Here is an 18,445-nt window from a genome sequence, read left to right on the forward strand (position 1 = left end):
CATGAGTGAAGCGGCACGCGTCGGTGACGCCATCGGCCATTCCCACGCCTTGGCCGGTATGATTGGCGGCACTATCGTCGGCGGCTTGATTGCGGCGGCGGGAGCGGTGGCTGCCGGTGCGCTGTTTGTCGCCGGGCTGGCCGCGTCCTGCGTTGGCGTTGGCGTGTTGCTGATTGGCGCCAGTCTGGCGGTGGGGTATCTCGCCGGGGAGGCGGCCACTGCGGCCCGCGACGGCATTGCCGATGCCGGGGCCGGCAGTCTGACGCCGAAAGGCACCATACTGACCGGTTCCCCCAATGTGTTCATCAATGGCAAACCGGCGGCGATTGCTACCCTCAGCCAGGTCACCTGTGCGGATGACGGCCCTAGCATGCAGATGGCGCAGGGCTCGGACAAGGTATTCATCAACGACTTCCCGGCCTCGCGCGTTGGCGATAAAACCAACTGCGACGCCACGGTGATGGAAGGTTCGCCCAACGTCACTATTGGCGGTGGCACCGCCACCACTTTACCGATCAAACCCGAAGTGCCTGACTGGTTGTACAAGGTCTCTGACCTGACGCTGCTGTTTGCCGGCCTGGTCGGCGGCGTTGGCGGTGCGGCCAGCAAGCTGGGCGCCATTGGCCGCATGCTCAGCAAAGCGCCGGGCATCAACAAGCTGGGGCGAGTTGCCTGCCGTGCCGGCACGCTGATGACCGCTACCGCGGCTGCCGGTATCATCGCCCGCCCGGTCGACGTGGTCAGCGGCCAGAAGTTTCTCGACGGTGACGATGAGCTGGACTTCGTGCTGCCGTCACGCCTGCCGGTGGCCTGGCAGCGCTACTGGCGCAGCGGCAATCCGGCAGACAGCGTGCTCGGCCGTGGCTGGAGCCTGTTCTGGGAAAGCAGTCTGCAACCCTATCAGGACGGCCTGGTGTGGCGCGCGCCGTCCGGTGATTACGTGTCGTTCCCGATGGTACCGCTTGGCCACAAAACCTATTGCGAAGCCGAAAAATGCTGGTTGATGCACAACTCGGACGGCAGTTGGCAGCTGTTTGACGTCGGTGAACAAAGCTATCACTACCCACGTCTGGACGGCGAACAGCCGAGTCGCCTGAGCATGCTCACCGATGCCATCGGTAACACCACGTCACTGTTTTATAACGACAGCGGCCAACTGAGCGAGCTGGTGGACAGCGCCGGGCAACGCCTGAGCTGCCGCTATCTCACCACCGCCAACGGGCTGGCCCGCCTGAGCGCGGTGTTGTTGCATACGCCAGACGGCGACGTGACGTTGGTCAGCTACGACTACGACCAACAGGGGCAACTGATTGGCGTCACCAATCGCGCCGGCGAAATCACACGGCGCTTTGGCTGGCATGACGGGTTGATGGTCAGCCATCAGGACGCTGCCGGGCTGCTGAACGAATACCGCTGGCAGGAGCTTGATCATTTGCCGCGCGTGGTGGCCTACCGCAACAACGCCGGCGAACAGCTGGACTTCAGTTACGATTTTGCCGGTGGCCGCCGCAGCGCGCTGCGCGACGACGGCAAGCAGGCGGTCTGGCAGTTGGATGACGACGACAACGTGGCGCAGTTCACCGATTTCGACGGGCGTCAGTACGGCTTTATCTACGCGCGCGGCGAGCTGTGCAGCGTGGTGCTGCCGGGCGGCGCGCAACGGCAAAGCGAGTGGGACAGCTACGGCCGCCTACTGAGCGAAACCGATCCGTTGGGGCGCACCACCACCTATCAATATTCACGCAACAGTGGTCGCCTGTTCTCCATCACCTATCCGGATGGCAGCCGCGAATGTCAGCATTGGGACACACAGGGGCGCCTGACCAAAAGCCTCGACGTGCTGGAAAACACCACGTTGTACCACTATCCGGACGATGAGGAGAGCCTGCCGTCGCGCATTACCGATGCGCTGGGCGGCGTGGTGCAACTGGCCTGGAACGGCCAGGGACTGCTGACGCGTTACACCGACTGTTCTGGCAGCGTAACCGCGTATGCCTATGATGCGATGGGGCAACTGACCGCGCGCACCGACGCCGAGGGCAACCTGACGCGATACCGTTGGGACGCCGCCGGTCGCCTGCAAACCCTGCTTCATCCGGACGGCAGCGAAGAGCAGTTTGACTGGAATGCGCAGGGGCAGTTGGCGAGCCACCGGGATCCGCTCGGCAGCGAAACCCGCTGGCGTTATAACTCGCTGGGTCTGCCGGTCAGCATCACCGATCGCATCAACCGTACGCGTCAGTATCACTACAGCCCACGCGGCTGGCTGATGCGGCTGGAAAACGGTAACGGCGGTGACTACCAGTTCAGCTATGACGCTAGCGGGCGCTTGCTGGCAGAACAGCGGCCAGACGGTCTGCATCACAATTACCATTACGACGCCGCCGGACTGCTGCATGAGCGCAGTGAAACCAGCGGGCAAACCCGTTCTGGCGAACTGGCGCAGCGGTATGAGCGCTTTCGTTTCGACGAGGCGGGTCAACTGGTGTGGCGCGGCAACGACAGCGCGGAATGGCAATACCAGTATGACGCTGTCGGCCGCCTGAATGCACTGACGCGCACCCCTACCGCCGCCGGCGTAGCGCTGGGTATCGCCGCCGACAGCGTGCGGCTGCAATACGACGCGGCGGGCAATCTGCTAACCGAACAGGGGATTAACGGCGAACTGCAATATCAGTGGGATGCGCTGGCCAATCTGCAGGCGCTGACGCTGCCGCAGGGCGACCGGTTGCAATGGCTGTATTACGGCTCTGGCCACGCCAGCGCGGTGAAGTACAACCAGCAACTGGTGAGCGAATTTACCCGCGACCGCCTGCACCGGGAAACCGGCCGCACGCAGGGCGCGTTACAGCAACAGCGCCAGTATGACGCATTGGGGCGTCGCCGTTGGCAAAGCAGCGGCTTCCTGCACGGGCAAATCGTCAAGCCGGAAGACGGTGCGCTATGGCGAGTGTTTCACTATACCGGCCGTGGTGAGCTGGAGGGCGTCAGCGATGCCCTGCGTGGCGATATCCATTACGGCTATGACGCCGAAGGGCGGCTGCTGCAACATCGCGAGAAAAATCTCGGCAAGCGGGGTCTGCGGCTGGTGTATGACGCCGCCGACAACCTGCTGGGCGAGAAAAGCCCGCATAGCGAGGTGGAAAGTCATCTGCCGCTGGCGGCGGTCAGCAACAACCGACTGCCGCAGTGGCAGCAATTATTCTACCGTTACGACGCCTGGGGCAACCTTGTCAGCCGCCGCAACGGGCTGTATGAACAACATTACCGCTACGACGCCGATAACCGTCTGATTCATGCCCAGGGGCGCGGGCCGGAAGGCGAATTTGTCGCGCACTACCACTATGATGCGCTCGGTCGCCGTAGTCGCAAACAGGTACAGCTGAAAGGCAAACCGACGGTCAGTACGCGCTTCCTGTGGCAGGGCTACCGGCTGTTGCAAGAACAGCGCGACGACGGCACGCGCCGCACCTGGAGTTACGACCCGGCCAGCCCGTGGACGCCGCTGGCGGCGCTCGAACAGGCCGGCAGTGGCCGCCAGGCGGATATTTACTGGTTGCACACCGATCTCAACAGCGCGCCGCTGGAAGTGACCGACGCCGACGGCCAGTTACGTTGGTCCGGGCAGTACGACACCTTCGGCAAACTAACCGGCCAGACGGTGGCCGGTGCAGCCAAACGCACCGGACCGGTTTACCATCAACCGCTGCGTTATGCCGGGCAGTACCAGGATAACGAAAGCGGATTGCACTATAATTTGTTCCGCTACTATGAGCCGGAAGTGGGGCGTTTCACCACGCAGGATCCGATAGGGCTGGCGGGGGGATTAAACTTATATGCGTATGTACCAAATCCATTAACGTGGATCGATCCGCTTGGGTTGAGTGGTGATAATGTATTTATACATTACACTGATAAAGCTGGCTTCGAAAATATAATGAAGACAGGTGTTCTCGAAGCGAACGCTAAAGGTAAGGTCTATATTACAGATATATTAATGTCTCCGAAGGATGTTATGAGGGATATTCTTATCAATGATCCTAAACACGTAGGGCGAGGAGATTATGCGATTATATTTAAAGCAGACTCTGTTCAAATGGGTAATATAAAATCATCTTCTGCTCTTGAGTATATACACTCGGGTAGAATAAAACTGAATGATGTATTATATTCAGGAACTAACCCATACTCTATAACATCTAAAATGGATTATGAGACGCGTAGGAAATTAACTACAAACCAGATGAATACAAGAGGTAAGTGTGGTGGATGAAGATGAAAAGGTAATAGCTATTTCACAGGGTGAGATCAGTGCGTTAAAGAAACTCATCATGTATGTTAAGTTCTCTTGTGATGATGTCGAATCGTTGCAATATGCAGGAAGCTATGCGATAAATAGCTTTTTTGATAAACTTATTGAAGCTGATTGCTTCGGTGAGCATGAAAAGAAATTTTATAGAAAAAGAAATTTAGATAATGAAAGTGTTATTATGAATAAAATAGAAAAATATCAAGACGAATCTATTAGCAAAATGAGTCAAGACACATTGCAAGAAGTGTTTAGAGAGTGTCTTCATCCATTTAAATCTGAATGAATGATATTATAATATTCGACTTGTAAACAAGAGAGAGTAACTTGAAGGTTACTCCCTCTCATTGTTATCTGATGGTGTTATTAATTTTTATAATCGCCACCTTGCCGGGCATCACGCTGATCGCCAGCGGTTGCCCGGTCAGGCCGCACTGCGTCAACCAGTCCCCCGCCAGATACAGCTCGCCGTTATCCCGTATCCAGTCCACGCCAATATTAGGATCAGCGTCCACTTCAAGTAATAGCCGCTGGATCTCTGCTTCATCAGAGATCAGTGTTATTATCAATCCATCCTGGTATGGTTCTATCTTAAATACAGCCCCCGCCACAAACCCCGCCTTGTTAATATCCCTGCTATCGATAATCAGCTCAGGAATAAACCCGCCCGTGGTTGCCTGAAGAATATGCGTCCCGTTCATACGCTTCCCTCCGCCTGAATAATCAATCTTCCCTGTTCAATATTTACCGTGGCCGGCTGGCCGGTTAAAAACCCCAGTTCTTCCAGCCAATAGCCCTTGATAAGCAGCTGTGGCGCGGGCTTCTTGATACCTCGGTTGGGCGAATAGCCCACGGTGTAGCAGCGTGTTGTCTTGGGTGCTTTATTTACGGTGGTGCCTGACTTAGAATCGCGCTTAGCCATGATAACTACCTCGAATAGTTGTTGTGGTGAGCGGCGTTGGTGTGTTGGTAGCACATCAGCGCCGCGCTACAGATCGCTTATCTCTCTCAGCTCTTCTTCTGGTCAACAGGCCGTATGGCCGACTCAACCCGGTGCTTCACAATCACCGCATCGATCAACTTGATCACGGTTTCCTGTTCTTCCGGTTGGCACTGGGCCAGCGCCTTAAACCGGTTCATTAGCCGCGTGTTGCTAATCGGTGCCTGCTCGTTAGACGAGCCAAGCAACAGATAATCAATCGTGGTGGTGAACAACTCGGCCAGTTGAATGAGCTTGTCCGCCGCAGGGATGTGCATCCCCGCCTCATACTTGTTGTACTGCGAAAGCTGCAACCCAATCAGGGCGGCGACTTCCTTCTGTGTCTTGCGCTGCTGGTTACGTAGCTCTTTAAGCCGTTGACCAAACGCCCGGCGCTGTTCTTCGGTCTGCATAATCTCGTCTATCACGTCAGCCATATACGCAGTGCGCCGCCCGCCACCGGTATCCTGCCTTAACTGCTATGTGTGGCTTACCACGTATAATCCGCATTATGTCGTGCGCCCCCGCAGTGTGCATCGTGGCCCGGCGTGGCGCGCCGCTCGTAAACTCCCGCTGCTGTTGGCACCGGTGCTCACCTGGGCACTGGGGTGTGCCGCCGTCCGTGGCGGGGTGAGGTCGGTGTTGTTGGCCAAGGTCAACGGCCAAGGCGAAGTCGGCCAAAGGCCTCCGCTAAAAGCGTTGATGCCCGCCCAGGCAGGGCACGGTCATGCAAGCCTTGTACACACCTCAACCTCTGGTGCATCAGAGCGCCGCAGAACGTCGCTTGCGGGTTCTATGCCACCTGCGCCCGCAATCCGGCCCCGTCCCCCCGGCGGTGGGGCTGCTGGAGTGCCGTGGCCGGAGCCGGAAGGTCCAGCGTTACGCAGTAACGAAAACAAGAGGTTAACGGGAGTCGGTGGTGCCGTTATATTGCGTGAAGACGAAAAAACGCACGTCGGGGCTGTTGTGTTGCGTGGATGTTAAAAGAGTAACGGGTTATAGCCGGGAAACCAGTAACGGTGCGGGCGGTAGCGTGCCAAAAAGTACGATGACGTCGGGATCGTTCCTATGATCCGATCGGATTGCAGGGCGGGCTGAACCTGTATCAGTACGCGCCGAATCCGTATGGGTGGGTGGATCCGTTGGGGTTAACCCCTGACACATTAATACATTACACTACTGGGGATGGCTTGGCAGGGATATTGGAAAGTGGTGAACTCAGGGCTTTTTCTGGACCTATACATGCTCGTTTCGGGGATGGGCAATATCTGACTGATATTAGACCTGAACAGATCGGTGGCCGAACATTAAAAGATGCAGCTGGCACAGGAAAATTATCATTGGGTCAAGTGGCAAATAACCTCTATGGCGACTCCAGAAAGATTAACAGTATTTCCCATTACGTGGAAATTGATGTGACGGGTCTCGATGTTTCTGAACCAAGGAAAAATCCTTTCAGGATTGCTAATAATGGTAATCTGGATATCTCTAATCGAATAGTTAAGAGCAGGAAAAGTTGTGGAAATTGATAAGAGTTATTACCGAAGTAAATGTGAACTTCCTCAAGGCGAAGGGACGGTTATTACTGAGTTTTATGGTGAAGTAGCGACTCGGCAAATTACCATTTTTAATGGTATTATGTATTCATCTTCTTCGCTAGAGGATTGGGACGAAAATGTTGGTTATCTGTTGTATGATGGTAAAAAAAACGAGCTTGATTTACAGGAATCAGAAGTTATAGATGAGATGCAGTTCGAATATGAATGGGATAAAACTATTTCCGATTCCGTTGTGAATTCTTACATCAGTTATCAAACTGGTGATGCAACCATTCCTATTTCTTCATCTCGTTTGATTATTCATATTGTAAATAACATGGGGAAATGGGGGAAGGGATTTGTTGTTGCTCTATCAAAGCGCTATCCAGTGGTAAAGAAAATGTACCAGGATTGGGTTAATGACGATAAGTCTTTTGCTCTAGGTAATGTTCAGTTCGTTGTTGTAGACGAGGTTGAGAATGTTTTCGTAGCAAATATGCTTGCCCAAAATGGGATTAAAAGAAATTACAAAGACAGTACGCAGTATATTTCCTATGAGCATCTTGAGAAATGTTTGTCACTTGTTGCTGACTTTGCTCTAGAAAAAAGATTAAGTATACAACTGCCTATGATTGGCGCTGGGCTTGGTGGTGGTGATTGGAATGTTATTGAAAAAATTATCAAAAATAAAATAGCAAGAAATAAAATAAAGTGTGATATTTTAAGGTTGTAGTATATGATAATGAATTCAATAGTTATTTTTTAGTATAAGACAGTCACTAACGACTGGCTTATACTTTTATTTTATTCCTATAGGTATTGATAATATCGAGATGTTTATCATTATTCCATGAAGTAATAACCTAATAACACAGATGGAATATATCTATTATTTTACTACAGACGGGGAGTACGCTTCACCTGCCCAAATTTGATAGTATTTCATGAGGTTAGAATTTGTGCGTGCGTGAACTGAATCCGATGCTGTGGATGGCTGTTTTTGGGATTAATAAAGGTAAGTTTTCCGTGATTAATATAAATTATGTTTTTCCAAAAGATATGTCAAGCCCAAGGGTAGATACCATGCTGATAAAGAGTGCGTTAGTCGTGATAATTAATCTGTTTATAATCGGCTGCAGGTAGACCCTGATTTTAAAAGGGAAATGAAAACGAAGTATCCCGGTTTGGTTGAGCATGTGCAACCTAATGCCAAAGGAAAGTTTAGTAAGTATTCTCCACCTGACATGACTTGGCACCATGAAAATAGACCAGGTGGGTTAAGCTTGGTTGACTATAATGACCACCGGTCTTACCACAAAATCTATCACCCTGATGGGTCCGGGGGACGGAAAAAATGGGGTGGTGGTACAGATTGTCGTTAATAGGATGATGATATGAAAACAATTGATGGCTTCAAAGGGTTACTCTCTATTTATAAGGATCTGCCTAAAGCCGGTGGCTTCTTTGTCGATGAAGACTTTACTAATAGATCAGATCACATCGAGACTGCACGTTATTATCTTGCGGAGACGCCTGACGAAGATGATGACATGGAGGATGAGTACAAAACATGGCTCGAATACCCTACATTTAGGGCGATTATTGAGAATAAAATCGACCATAACCCAGCAGTTGGGGAAAAAGAGTTGTTACAAGCGGTCGTTTATTACCTCGAAAACGATGATTTTCAGGACTGAAAATCGAAAAATTTTGTAATCCAATAAAGACTTCTTTGCTGTCTTTCTGACCATGTCGTAGCACCCTGTGTGGATCCTATCCATGCAGGAGAGCACTCCATAAAGATCAGCACGTTAGTGACGTTGTTCCCTCTGCTGATGCCGACATCGGTGCTTGCCGGCACGGTACTCTATACCGATTCCCACCACCCTTCGAGCAACATCGATGCCTCGGTATCTGCGATTTATCTTGACGGCCCGGAACAGCTGCAGAAGCAAATGTTCGGCGAGCTGTCGTCAAACCTGGATGAAGCCGAGCGTCAGGTGTAAGGAAGGCAGTAACTCTAACATCAGCAGCGGCAGTATGACGCACTGAGGCGACGCACGAGCAAACGGTGACCTACAGGGTAAAATACCGGAAACGAAGTGCTTTTTATGGGAAGGGTACCGACTGCTGCAGGAGCAACGGGCGCGTAGGAAGTGACCGACGCCGACGACCAGTTACGTTGGTCCGGGCAGTACGACACCTTCGGCAAACTAACCGGCCAGACGGTGGCCGGTGCAGCCAAACGCACCGGACCGGTTTACCATCAACCGCTGCGTTATGCCGGGCAGTACCAGGATAACGAAAGCGGATTGCACTATAATTTGTTCCGCTACTATGAGCCGGAAGTGGGGCGTTTCACCACGCAAGATCCGATAGGGCTGAAAGGTGGGTTGAATTTATACCAGTACGCTCCTAACCCTCTTATGTGGATAGATCCTTGGGGATGGGCTTTTGGGGGCGTTGACTTTACTGGATCTCCAGATTTATTCCCTGTCAAAGGGAACCAATTAAATATTGTAGAAATAACAATGCAAGGTGCCCGAGGACGAGATTTCACGGAGGAATTTAAACTGGCTGGTATATCAAAAGTAGACGCCACTGGTTATACATGGCACCATTTAAATGATTTCGATCCTGTAAGTGGTAAAACAACCATGCAATTGGTAACAACATCAGCTCACGAAGCTACATTCCCTCATGCGGGTTCAGTTTCTCAATTTGAAAAGCACTTTAATTTACCTTCTCAGTCTTATGGCAGTGCAGATGCTGTTGCTATATCGCATTCGAAAGGTTGGTTAAAGGGCCAAATTCCTAAGGCGCTAAGGTCGGGGTGTTAAAATGAAAAATCCTTGTCAGAATTGTGAGAAGAATATTGATTTGTCAGATATTAAATCTGTAGAGAAAACTTTAGGTTATTCTTTCCCTGAAGCGTTTGTATCACATTACTTATCTTTTAATGGTGGAGTGCCCTCGAGGGCGTGGTGGGCTTGTGATGATGGTTGTGAACCTTTAGAAATAGCCGCTTTTAAACCATTTAAATATCATAAAATGACCAGTGATAATCCTAACTCATTGATCGATGGTTGTTATAATGAAATGATTAGAAAAAATGTAATCCCCTCAAACATAATACCGTTTGGAAATGACTGGGGAGGGAACTTTTTTTGCTTAAATAAAGATGATGATAGTGTTATTTTTTATGCAACAGACTCATTTGACCCGGAAGTATCTATGAGCAAGAATCATGAGGTATTGCAAAAGAAATTAACCTCTTCCTTTGACGAATTTATCAATGGATTAATCGAAGAAGACGATTTAGAGTAAGGTATGTAAGTGTATGGAGGAGGATCCTTGTTGGGTCCTCCTTGGATATATTACAAAAGCATGTCCATTTTATGAAACTGAATAACCACCTGACCAGGCATCACGCTGATCGCCAGCGGTTGCCCGGTAAGGCCGCACTTCGTCAGCCAGTCCCATGAGCCGGAAGTGGGGCGTTTCACCACGCAAGATCCGATCGGATTGCAGGGCGGGCTGAACCTGTATCAGTATGCGCCTAACCCGCTGGGATGGATTGACCCGCTGGGCCTTTCAAGATATCCGGGTGTTGATTTCTCCGGTAGTGACGCCCTATATCCAGATGGCGTCAGCATAGTCAAAATTAAGCTAACAGGGGGACGATATGGAGACTTCAAAGCAGCAAATCAAATCGCTGGTTTTGAGAATGCCTCTTGGAATATTACGGGAAGATCTCACCCAACGGATTATACTTGGCACCATCTTGATGATTATGATCCCAAAACGAATACATCTACGATGCAACTGGTGAAGACGACAGCGCATGAAGAGTCTTTCCCTCACTCAGGGTCTGTTAGTCAGTTTGAGAAGCATCATGGTGTGAAGTACGAAACACCTGAAGCAAAGAAAGTTGCAAAATCATTTACTTGTGAAAAGTAGGAAAAGTGATGAGTAAAGATACACTGAACTTTTATGAAGATGATGAAGGAATGGTGGCACAGGTCGTTCTGGAAGGGTTTGGTTCTAACGAGGTTGACATCATATATCTCGAATCTGATGAGGTAGATCAGCAGTTAGAGGACTCCGTTGATTTTTTACGTGAGCATCAAAATGAGATGAGTAAGTCCGTTACAACGGCAATTAAAGCGTATATCAAGAATATCTATCATTCAGACTCTACAGGTTTGGAATTGATGAAAGTTTATGTATTCCCCGGGGAGCATGAAGAATTTGGATTGCTGTTCAGGTGGGAGGGAGATGTTGAGCATGGCGTGGGTGCTCGCTTGACTGCTCTTAACGTCGTTAAGGTTGGTTCCGCAGAGGTTGCTTTTGTTTAGATAAACTTTTGAGGTTTCCCTACCAGTATATGCGGATTTTTCCGGAGCTTTACGGTTTTGTCATTTTCTCTGAACAGCCTCTGCTGTCCTTTATAAAGGAGAACGGTATAGAGAAGGATTTGCTCGCCTTTATGACAACTAATGATGAGGCTGACAAGTTGACCGAAGCGGGGATCATCGTCCCTATTTTTGACGTGTCTGAAGGCTTGTATGAGGTGTCCTTGCAGTGCTCAACGCTTGCAAAGAACATCTCCAAACTTGGGATGTTCAAGTCAGAGGGGAAATTGAGCATCTGCGGTATGGGATACTTGGCGGATTTTGATGTAGAAGCCTTACGTAACAGAGAGAAAATCCAAGATTTTTCGGTCCCTCAGGGCGTGTTTGAGTTGTTCTGTGCCATTGATGAATCCAATCAGAAAATTTCATTAATTTTGGATTAGCTAAGGTGCTAATGAGCCTGATGAAATTCGAAGCCTTGGTACTGGCATGTTATGAAGAGGACGATGTGCTCACTGTTGCTCTGGGTGATAATGAGCAGTCACCTGAGAGTTATCTAATCATTACTCGGTTGGATGATGAAGATAATGACTCAATTGATGAGGGGATCGGCCTGCAAACATCACAGTCCGCCTATGAAGCATCGGCAGCGATCGAGAAAGTGATTTTGCATTCTGATCGTTTAGATGTGGTTATCACACCTGATTCACACGAGCATTTCGGTTGCTCGAGGCTCGAAGGTGTGTTCTCTGAAACGGTGCGTAATACGCCTGAAAAAATTGCTCTGTTGCGAAAGTATCTTGAAGCAATTTTCAACGGTAGTAAGACGACCCTTGTCTTTTCATGAGATTAAAATTTTCATAATCCAATAAAGACTTCTTTGCTGCCTTTCTGACCATGTCGTAGCACCCTGTGTGGATCCTATCCATGCAGGAGAGCACTCCATAAAGATCAGCACGTTACTGACGTTGTTTCTTCTGCTGATGCCGACATCGGTATTTTCCGGCACGGCACTGCTTACCCTTACGACACGGCTGTCCGTCTGATGCTGCCAGAAGAATGATCACCACCCTCCTTGAGCTACCCACCACTATAAATGAATTGCCTGCTGGCGCAGGCAATCCCAATCTCATTCCCAGACTAGTTCAGCTTCGCCTTGGCGAAGTCGCTGCCGTTGACGTCAACCACGTAGCCACTGAGGTTGTTGCGGGTGGCGTAAAACACCTTGCCGGTGGCCAGCGGTAGCCAGGGCACCTGTTTGGCGAACACCTGTTGTGCCTGCTGGTAGAGTTTGTCGCGTTCGGCAGGCGCCGACACGTTAATTGCCTGCTGGATCAGGCGGTCATAATCCTTATCACACCAACGGGCGACGTTAGCGCCGCTTTCCACGCCGGCACAGCCCAGCAGAGTGGCAAAGTTGTCCGGATCGCCGTTATCAGACATCCAGCCGTACAGCGCGCTTTGCTGCTCACCCTTGCGTAGCCCTGCCAGATACTGACCCCATTCCCAGGTAACGATTTTGGCCTTGACCCCGACCTTTGCCCAGTCGCTCTGGATCATTTCGGCGATGCGGCGCGAGTTCGGGTTGTAAGGGCGCGCGACCGGCATTGACCAGATATCGGTTTCAAAGCCCTTTTCCAGCCCGGCCTGCTTGAGCAGTTCGCGCGCCTTTTGCGGATCGTAGGCGTATTCCGGCAGCTTGCCGTTGTAGCCCAGCATACCCGGCGGCAACAGCGAACTGGCTGGCGTGCCGCTCTCTTTGAACACCGCGGCGACAATCGCCTTTTTGTCCACCGCGTAGCTCAGCGCCTGGCGCACCAGCACGTTGTCGAACGGTTTTTTCTGCGTGTTGAACGCCAGATAGCCGACGTTCAGGCCGTCGATATTGTGCAGTTGCAGGTTCTTGTCGTGCTTGATGGCCTCGAATTGCTCCGGCAGCGGTGCCGGAATAATCTGGCATTCATTGGTTTTCAGCTTGGACAGCCGGGTCTGCGCATCGGGCGTGATGGAAAATATCAGGTGTTTGCTGGCGACTTCGCCCTGCCAATAGTGCGGGTTGGCGATGTAGCGGATCAACGAGTCCTGCTTGTACTGTTGCAGCGCGTAAGGACCGGTGCCGATAGGCCAGTTATCGACGTTCTCCGGCGTGCCTTTCTTCATCATCGCATCGGCATACTCAGCCGACAGGATCGAGGCGAAGTCCATCGCCCAGTCGGCAAGGAAAGCGGCATTAGGCTGGCTGAGGGTAAAGCGCACGTGGTTGTCGTCCAGCGCTTCCACTTTGGTGATCAGCTTGTCCAGTCCCATATCGTTGAAGTAGGCATAATTGCCGCCGGAGACCTGGTGATATGGGTGATTAGCGTCTTTTTGGCGCATCACCGTGAACACCACGTCTTCGGCGTTGAAATCGCGAGTCGGGGTAAAGAATTTATTGCTGTTGAACTTCACCCCCTTGCGCAGGGTGAAGGTATAGGTTTTGCCGTCGGGGCTGATGGTCCAGTCGGTCGCCAGCGAAGGGGCGGGCGTTTTGTCGCTTTCACGCAGCGTCACCAGGCGGTTGTACAAGACCTGCGACGTGGCGATAAACGTCGGGCCGGAGCTGGACAGCTGCGGGTTGAACGATTCCGGTGATGCCACGGTGCAGTACACCAGCGTATCAGAGGCGGCCAGGGCGCTGCCTGCCGACAGGAGGCCGGTTCCGGCCAGCAACAGACTTATGGTTTTATGTTTGAACAGCATATGGATGATAACCCTCTGAATGATGACTGGCGACGCGCCGTCAGCCCAGAGCCGCGAACTCCGCCCGAATTTCCTCCTCCGGCAGATCGATGCCGATGAATACCAGCGTGCTCTGCCGCTGCTCTTCGGGCAGCCATTCACGATCCCAGTCGGCGTTGTACAGCCGCTGAACCCCCTGGAACAGCAACCGGCGCGGGTCGTCTTTGATTGACAATATGCCTTTATAACGTAACAGGTTATCAGCGAATTTTAGCAATAAACCTTCCATCACGTCGGAAATCTGCATCAGTTCCAGCGGCTGCGGGTGGTGGAGCACTATCGAGCGGATATTGTTTTGCGGTTGCGCAATGCGCCGGAACAGCGGCGTCGGCGCGCTGAGGTTCAGTTGGTCGTTCAGCACAAAGCCTTCGATGTCGAACAGCACGTTCAGATCGATATTGCCGTGGGTTACCTTATAAATCGGCGCGCGGGCGTTCATCGACTGCAAGCGCTGGATCAGCGGCTCGTTGTCGCTTGCGAGGTCGGTTTTGGTTAGCAGAATGCGATCGGCGTAGCCCACCTGGGCCTGCGAAATGGTGAACTCACTGAGCTGTCGATCGGCGTGTACCGCGTCCACCAGCGTAATAATGCCGTCCAGCAGAAAGCGCTCGCAAATAATCTCATGTGAGAAGAAGGTCTGGGTTATCGGCCCCGGATCGGCCATGCCGGTGCATTCGATGATCAGGCGGTCGAACGCCAGCTCGCCGTTGTCGACGCCGTCCAGCAGATCGAGCAGCGCATCCGCCAGTTCGTTGGCGCGGCTACAGCAGATGCAGCCATTGCTGAGCGTGGTGATGCGGCTGGCGCGGTCGCCAATCAACGCGTTGTCGATCGGCACTTCGCCGAACTCGTTTTCGATAACGGCAATTTTATGGCCGTGGTTTTCATTGAGGATATGGCGGAGCAGGGTGGTTTTGCCGGCGCCCAAAAAGCCGGTCAGAATGGTGACTGCGATGGGTTTCATTGCGGATCCTTTTAACAACAGCGCATGCCGCCTTTGCCGTCGCCGCCGTAGCGGGCCTGCTGGCGTTCACGGAAGAATTCTTTGTATGTCATCACCGGTTTGTCCGGATGATTGTCCTGCATATGTTGAACATAGGTATCGTAATCCGGCACGCCGACCAGCATCCGCGCCGCTTGCCCAAGATATTTTCCTGCCTGACCAAGATTGCCGAACATTGTTTTTCTCCTGGGAAAGAAAGGTGAAAACGGGCGCCGCATGCAGCGCCCGTGGTTAAGGTTATTATGCAGGCAAATTGCGCTTAATGCTGCGGCGAAACTTTGACCTCGCCCTCAGAGTTGGCGGATGACTGCTCCGGAACCGCTACGTAAGGCGTTTCCTGGTCGCTGCGCTGCGGGTTTTTATGCGCCGCCAGCGCCGTTTTGATGCCATAGAAGATGATGCTGTACACCACCAGCAGGAACATGATGCTCAGCCCGGCATTGGTGTAGTTGTTCACCACGATATGGTTCATGTTGGCAATCTGCTGTGCGCTCAGGTCTGCACCGCCAGCGGCAATCTTCTGCTTATATTCATTGGCGAGGAAGAAGAAGCCTTCCAACTGCGGATTGTCGCTGAACAGTTTCAGGCCGAGCGCATAGGTGGTGCAGATCAGCAGCCACACCGCCGGCAGCACCGTGACCCAAATGTATTGGGTGCGCTTCATCTTGATCAGGACTACGGTACTGAGTACCAGCGCGACGGCGGCCAGCATCTGGTTGGAGATGCCGAACAGCGGCCACAGGCTTTTGACGCCGCCGAGCGGATCGACCACCCCTTGATACAGCAGATAGCCCCACAGCCCGACGCAGCCGGCGGTGCCAATAATGCCGGCCACCAGCGAATCGGTTTTCTTCAGGAACGGCACAAAATTGCCCAGCAGGTCTTGCAGCATAAAGCGGCCGGAACGGGTACCCGCATCCAGTGCGGTCAGAATGAACAGCGCTTCAAAAAGAATGCCGAAGTGATACCAGAAGCCCATATCCGCCGCCGGCATGATCTGGTGGAACACGTGCGCGATACCGACTGCCAGCGTTGGCGCGCCGCCGGCGCGGTTCAGTACCGACGGTTCGCCGATGTCTTTTGCGGTTTGCAGGATCTGTTCCGGGCTGATGACAAAGCCCCAGGAGCTGACGGTGGCGGCAGCGTGAACGGTCACGTCTTTCAGCTGTGCCATGATCATCGGTGCATTATCGCCACCCAACTGGTGCAGGTTTGGCATGGTGATGCCTAACGCCGCCGGAGGGGTATTCATGGCGAAGTACAGGCCAGGTTCGATAATCGACGCCGCGACCAGCGCCATGATTGCCACAAAGGACTCCATCAGCATGGCGCCATAGCCGATGTAGCGCGCATCGGTCTCACAGGCCAGCAGCTTCGGCGTGGTGCCGGAGGCGATCAGCGCGTGGAAGCCGGAAACCGCGCCACAGGCGATGGTGATGAACAGGAACGGGAACAGCGAGCCTTTCCACACCGGCCCGGTGCCGTCGACAAACTGCGTCACCGCCGGCATTTTCAGCTCGGGGTTGAGGATCACGATGCCGATTGCCAGCCCGACGATCACGCCGATTTTCAGGAAGGTCGCCAGATAATCGCGCGGTGCCAGGATCAGCCATACCGGCAGCAGGGCGGATACAAAGGCATAGCCGATCAGCGTATAGGTGATGGTGGTATCTTTAAAGGTCAGAGCCGGTCCCCAGTAAGGGTCATGGGCAATCACGCCGCCAAACCAGATCGACGCCACCAGCAGCACGATGCCGATCACCGAGACTTCACCCACCCGGCCAGGGCGCAGGAAGCGCATATACACGCCCATAAACAGTGCGATTGGCACCGTCGAACAGACGGTAAACACGCCCCACGGGCTTTCCGCCAGCGCTTTCACCACGATCAGCGCCAGCACCGCCAGGATGATGATCATGATCATAAAGCAGCCGAACAACGCGATGGTGCCGGGCACCGGGCCCATTTCCTTTTTGATGATCTCGCCCAGTGACGCGCCGTTGCGGCGTGACGAGATAAACAGCACCATAAAGTCCTGCACCGCGCCGGCCAGCACCACGCCGCCCAGCAGCCACAGGGTGCCCGGCAGGTAGCCGACCTGCGCCGCCAGTACCGGGCCGACCAGCGGGCCGGCGCCGGCGATTGCCGCAAAGTGGTGGCCGAACAGCACGTTTTTGTTGGTGGGCACGTAGTTCAGGCCATCGTTATTGACCACCGCCGGCGTGGCGCGGCTGGCGTCCAGCTTCATCACCTTACTGGCGATGTACAGGCTGTAATAACGATAGGCCACCAGATACACCGCGATAGACGCGACGATGATCCACAGTGCGCTGATGTGTTCGCCGCGGCGCAGCGCCACGACGCCGAGACAGGAGGCACCGAGCACTCCCAGCAGCATCCACGGTAAATGTTTGAGTATTCCCTCTGGTTTCATGAGGTGTCCTTATTCCAATCTGCAAAAAATGTATTAATTAATCCGCTTATTGATTTTCTGGACCGTCAGCGGCCCGTGTGCGGATCTCGACGTGGGTGACCCCAGTGGTAAGGGGCAGGTTTCGGAACAGCTCATCATGGCCTGTGCTGACAAGCGATGGCAGGCGAATTTCAGTAAGCGGTTTGATCGGCAGATTGAGCGGTTGAAAACGTCGGGTGAGCGGTTAGCGCACTGGCCGGGGCACAAGCCCCGGCGAACACGTTAACTGCCGCAGACTTCAAACAGCAGTTGGCGTAACCAGCGATGGCCAGCGGCTCGCCAGGCGTGCTAACACACCCGGCTGGCGTGTACCGCGTCGGGAAAGATGGCAGTGGTAAAGATATGACCGTCGACCTGCAGCTGGTTGTCGGGCAACCGTTCGACCGCATATTCCGTCGCCAGATAGTGGTGGAAATTATTCACGTCGGCGAGACTGCGAAAACCGATCAGATCGTAATAAAACAGCGACGCCATCAATTCGCGGTGTTGCGGAATGGTTTTCAACAGCGGGACGGAAGGAAACGGCAGCGCAAAAAAGAAGCCGCAGGGGTTGAGCAAACCTTGCTGTTTCAGCGCGGCGCCGCATGGCAGCAGTTGGTAATCATCGACGCAAATCAGGTCGCTCGGACAGACGTAATCGCAGGCGATGGCCGCGATATGCTGGCTAATCTGACAATAGGCCTGATAATTTTCGGCCGAAAAGTGCGCGAGTTCGGGCTGCTGGTGAAACACCGGCCATAGCCCATCGTGATAATAGCCTTGATAGTGGTAATGAAACTCGCGGGCGGAAAAAGGAAAGGTAACGAATTGATAACCGTCGCGTTGGTGGTCGTCGATCGGCCGATATTCCGCCTCGGCGAAGGTTTGCACATCGCCATTCCAGCCCAGCCATACCCCTTGGTGCTCGTCGACCCAATCGGTCAGCGAATAGTCATTTGCCGCCGCGACGATATCGTTGGCATCGCAGTGTTTATTCGAAATCAGAACCAGACGAGACATAGTGGTTTCCT

The 18,445-nt window shown here is 52.9% G+C and carries 19 protein-coding genes and 3 pseudogenes; 13 read left to right on the plus strand and 9 right to left on the minus strand.

The features are described from left to right. The first annotated feature begins 1 nt into the window (after position 1). Together ACCC84_RS12605 and ACCC84_RS12610 are read left to right on the plus strand one after the other, a co-directional pair. Entirely contained in the window at positions 2–4,273 is a 4,272-nt protein-coding gene (locus ACCC84_RS12605) for an RHS repeat-associated core domain-containing protein (protein ID WP_371901965.1), read from the plus strand. Then, the gene (locus ACCC84_RS12610) at positions 4,266–4,595 is read left to right on the plus strand and encodes a hypothetical protein (RefSeq protein WP_102991108.1); all 330 of its coding nucleotides are present in this window, start codon (positions 4,266–4,268) and stop codon (positions 4,593–4,595) included. The genes ACCC84_RS12605 and ACCC84_RS12610 overlap by 8 nt, the downstream gene beginning before the upstream one ends. 64 nt (positions 4,596–4,659) lie before the next feature. On the opposite strand, the gene ACCC84_RS12615 is transcribed toward ACCC84_RS12610, so the two are convergent. The 3 genes from ACCC84_RS12615 to ACCC84_RS12625 form a co-directional block, all read right to left on the minus strand. Further along, complete coding sequence (locus ACCC84_RS12615; RefSeq protein WP_004955753.1) at positions 4,660–5,010, minus strand: SymE family type I addiction module toxin; 351 nt, start codon at positions 5,008–5,010, stop codon at positions 4,660–4,662. Further along, positions 5,007–5,231 carry a SymE family type I addiction module toxin gene (locus ACCC84_RS12620; RefSeq protein WP_004955751.1) on the minus strand — a complete coding sequence of 75 codons (225 nt, stop codon included), beginning with the start codon at positions 5,229–5,231 and terminating at the stop codon, positions 5,007–5,009. The genes ACCC84_RS12615 and ACCC84_RS12620 overlap by 4 nt, the downstream gene beginning before the upstream one ends. Positions 5,232–5,317: 86 nt before the next feature. Further along, positions 5,318–5,725 carry a helix-turn-helix domain-containing protein gene (locus ACCC84_RS12625; protein ID WP_198773229.1) on the minus strand — a complete coding sequence of 136 codons (408 nt, stop codon included), beginning with the start codon at positions 5,723–5,725 and terminating at the stop codon, positions 5,318–5,320. A 633-nt stretch (positions 5,726–6,358) separates the two neighbouring features. Here ACCC84_RS12625 and ACCC84_RS12630 point away from each other — a divergent pair. The 7 genes and pseudogenes from ACCC84_RS12630 to ACCC84_RS12660 all read left to right on the plus strand — a co-directional run. Continuing rightward, positions 6,359–6,817: pseudogene (locus tag ACCC84_RS12630) on the plus strand (HYD1 signature containing ADP-ribosyltransferase family protein); the annotation flags it as partial. After that, a complete protein-coding gene (locus tag ACCC84_RS12635; RefSeq protein ID WP_273870496.1) occupies positions 6,807–7,559 on the plus strand; it encodes a macro domain-containing protein in 753 nt (250 codons plus the stop codon). The pseudogene ACCC84_RS12630 and the gene ACCC84_RS12635, both read left to right, overlap by 11 nt. A gap of 511 nt (positions 7,560–8,070) precedes the next feature. After that, the gene (locus tag ACCC84_RS12640) at positions 8,071–8,208 is read left to right on the plus strand and encodes an HNH endonuclease (protein ID WP_227745740.1); all 138 of its coding nucleotides are present in this window, start codon (positions 8,071–8,073) and stop codon (positions 8,206–8,208) included. Between the two features lie 12 nt (positions 8,209–8,220). Continuing rightward, positions 8,221–8,523, plus strand: a complete 303-nt coding sequence (locus ACCC84_RS12645) for a DUF7716 domain-containing protein (protein WP_371901966.1) — start codon at positions 8,221–8,223, stop codon at positions 8,521–8,523. Positions 8,524–8,622: 99 nt separating this feature from the next. Continuing rightward, positions 8,623–8,826: pseudogene (locus ACCC84_RS12650) on the plus strand (DUF1525 domain-containing protein); the annotation flags it as partial. Between the two features lie 177 nt (positions 8,827–9,003). Next, positions 9,004–9,666, plus strand: a pseudogene (locus ACCC84_RS12655) (RHS repeat-associated core domain-containing protein); the annotation flags it as partial. Between the two features lies 1 nt (position 9,667). Further along, a complete protein-coding gene (locus tag ACCC84_RS12660; protein ID WP_371901967.1) occupies positions 9,668–10,153 on the plus strand; it encodes an SMI1/KNR4 family protein in 486 nt (161 codons plus the stop codon). 50 nt (positions 10,154–10,203) lie between these two features. On the opposite strand, the gene ACCC84_RS12665 is transcribed toward ACCC84_RS12660, so the two are convergent. Then, the gene (locus ACCC84_RS12665) at positions 10,204–10,335 is read right to left on the minus strand and encodes a SymE family type I addiction module toxin (protein WP_004955733.1); all 132 of its coding nucleotides are present in this window, start codon (positions 10,333–10,335) and stop codon (positions 10,204–10,206) included. On the opposite strand from ACCC84_RS12665, the gene ACCC84_RS12670 reads away from it, so the two are divergent. From ACCC84_RS12670 to ACCC84_RS12685, 4 genes are all read left to right on the plus strand, one after another. Continuing rightward, the gene (locus tag ACCC84_RS12670; protein ID WP_371901968.1) at positions 10,319–10,786 is read left to right on the plus strand and encodes an HNH endonuclease; all 468 of its coding nucleotides are present in this window, start codon (positions 10,319–10,321) and stop codon (positions 10,784–10,786) included. The two genes, ACCC84_RS12665 and ACCC84_RS12670, sit on opposite strands and share 17 nt — an antisense overlap. Positions 10,787–10,794: 8 nt before the next feature. Then, on the plus strand, positions 10,795–11,184 hold the full coding sequence (locus tag ACCC84_RS12675) for a hypothetical protein (RefSeq protein WP_004955730.1): 390 nt from the start codon (positions 10,795–10,797) through the stop codon (positions 11,182–11,184). Between the two features lie 131 nt (positions 11,185–11,315). After that, a complete protein-coding gene (locus tag ACCC84_RS12680; RefSeq protein ID WP_127913639.1) occupies positions 11,316–11,624 on the plus strand; it encodes a hypothetical protein in 309 nt (102 codons plus the stop codon). Positions 11,625–11,644: 20 nt separating this feature from the next. Then, entirely contained in the window at positions 11,645–12,028 is a 384-nt protein-coding gene (locus ACCC84_RS12685) for an Imm10 family immunity protein (RefSeq protein ID WP_088499862.1), read from the plus strand. 293 nt (positions 12,029–12,321) lie between these two features. Here ACCC84_RS12685 and ACCC84_RS12690 read toward each other — a convergent pair whose 3' ends face one another. From ACCC84_RS12690 to ACCC84_RS12710, 5 genes are all read right to left on the minus strand, one after another. After that, positions 12,322–13,920 (minus strand): ABC transporter substrate-binding protein, encoded by a 1,599-nt coding sequence (locus ACCC84_RS12690; RefSeq protein WP_004955723.1) that lies wholly within the window; start codon positions 13,918–13,920, stop codon positions 12,322–12,324. A 40-nt stretch (positions 13,921–13,960) separates the two neighbouring features. Continuing rightward, positions 13,961–14,923 (minus strand): GTPase, encoded by a 963-nt coding sequence (yjiA, locus tag ACCC84_RS12695; RefSeq protein ID WP_371901969.1) that lies wholly within the window; start codon positions 14,921–14,923, stop codon positions 13,961–13,963. Between the two features lie 11 nt (positions 14,924–14,934). Beyond that, positions 14,935–15,138, minus strand: a complete 204-nt coding sequence (locus ACCC84_RS12700; protein ID WP_004955716.1) for a YbdD/YjiX family protein — start codon at positions 15,136–15,138, stop codon at positions 14,935–14,937. A gap of 83 nt (positions 15,139–15,221) precedes the next feature. Beyond that, positions 15,222–17,396 (minus strand): carbon starvation CstA family protein, encoded by a 2,175-nt coding sequence (locus ACCC84_RS12705; protein ID WP_004955714.1) that lies wholly within the window; start codon positions 17,394–17,396, stop codon positions 15,222–15,224. 327 nt (positions 17,397–17,723) lie between these two features. Continuing rightward, on the minus strand, positions 17,724–18,434 hold the full coding sequence (locus tag ACCC84_RS12710) for a trehalose-6-phosphate synthase (RefSeq protein WP_371901970.1): 711 nt from the start codon (positions 18,432–18,434) through the stop codon (positions 17,724–17,726). Positions 18,435–18,445: the final 11 nt, after the last annotated feature.

Source organism: Serratia odorifera (assembly GCF_041448735.1).
GTDB classification, from domain to species: domain Bacteria; phylum Pseudomonadota; class Gammaproteobacteria; order Enterobacterales; family Enterobacteriaceae; genus Serratia_F; species Serratia_F odorifera.

Bases quoted from the DNA above. Each gene is read 5' to 3' on its own strand.
- ACCC84_RS12605 (WP_371901965.1), top strand. From the start codon at position 2: ATGAGTGAAGCGGCACGCGTCGGTGACGCCATCGGCCATTCCCACGCC.
- ACCC84_RS12615 (WP_004955753.1), bottom strand. From the start codon at position 5,010: ATGAACGGGACGCATATTCTTCAGGCAACCACGGGCGGGTTTATTCCT.
- ACCC84_RS12620 (WP_004955751.1), bottom strand. From the start codon at position 5,231: ATGGCTAAGCGCGATTCTAAGTCAGGCACCACCGTAAATAAAGCACCC.
- ACCC84_RS12625 (WP_198773229.1), bottom strand. From the start codon at position 5,725: ATGGCTGACGTGATAGACGAGATTATGCAGACCGAAGAACAGCGCCGG.
- ACCC84_RS12640 (WP_227745740.1), top strand. From the start codon at position 8,071: ATGACTTGGCACCATGAAAATAGACCAGGTGGGTTAAGCTTGGTTGAC.
- ACCC84_RS12645 (WP_371901966.1), top strand. From the start codon at position 8,221: ATGAAAACAATTGATGGCTTCAAAGGGTTACTCTCTATTTATAAGGAT.
- ACCC84_RS12660 (WP_371901967.1), top strand. From the start codon at position 9,668: ATGAAAAATCCTTGTCAGAATTGTGAGAAGAATATTGATTTGTCAGAT.
- ACCC84_RS12675 (WP_004955730.1), top strand. From the start codon at position 10,795: ATGAGTAAAGATACACTGAACTTTTATGAAGATGATGAAGGAATGGTG.
- ACCC84_RS12680 (WP_127913639.1), top strand. From the start codon at position 11,316: ATGACAACTAATGATGAGGCTGACAAGTTGACCGAAGCGGGGATCATC.
- ACCC84_RS12685 (WP_088499862.1), top strand. From the start codon at position 11,645: ATGAAATTCGAAGCCTTGGTACTGGCATGTTATGAAGAGGACGATGTG.
- ACCC84_RS12690 (WP_004955723.1), bottom strand. From the start codon at position 13,920: ATGCTGTTCAAACATAAAACCATAAGTCTGTTGCTGGCCGGAACCGGC.
- yjiA (WP_371901969.1), bottom strand. From the start codon at position 14,923: ATGAAACCCATCGCAGTCACCATTCTGACCGGCTTTTTGGGCGCCGGC.
- ACCC84_RS12700 (WP_004955716.1), bottom strand. From the start codon at position 15,138: ATGTTCGGCAATCTTGGTCAGGCAGGAAAATATCTTGGGCAAGCGGCG.
- ACCC84_RS12705 (WP_004955714.1), bottom strand. From the start codon at position 17,396: ATGAAACCAGAGGGAATACTCAAACATTTACCGTGGATGCTGCTGGGA.
- ACCC84_RS12710 (WP_371901970.1), bottom strand. From the start codon at position 18,434: ATGTCTCGTCTGGTTCTGATTTCGAATAAACACTGCGATGCCAACGAT.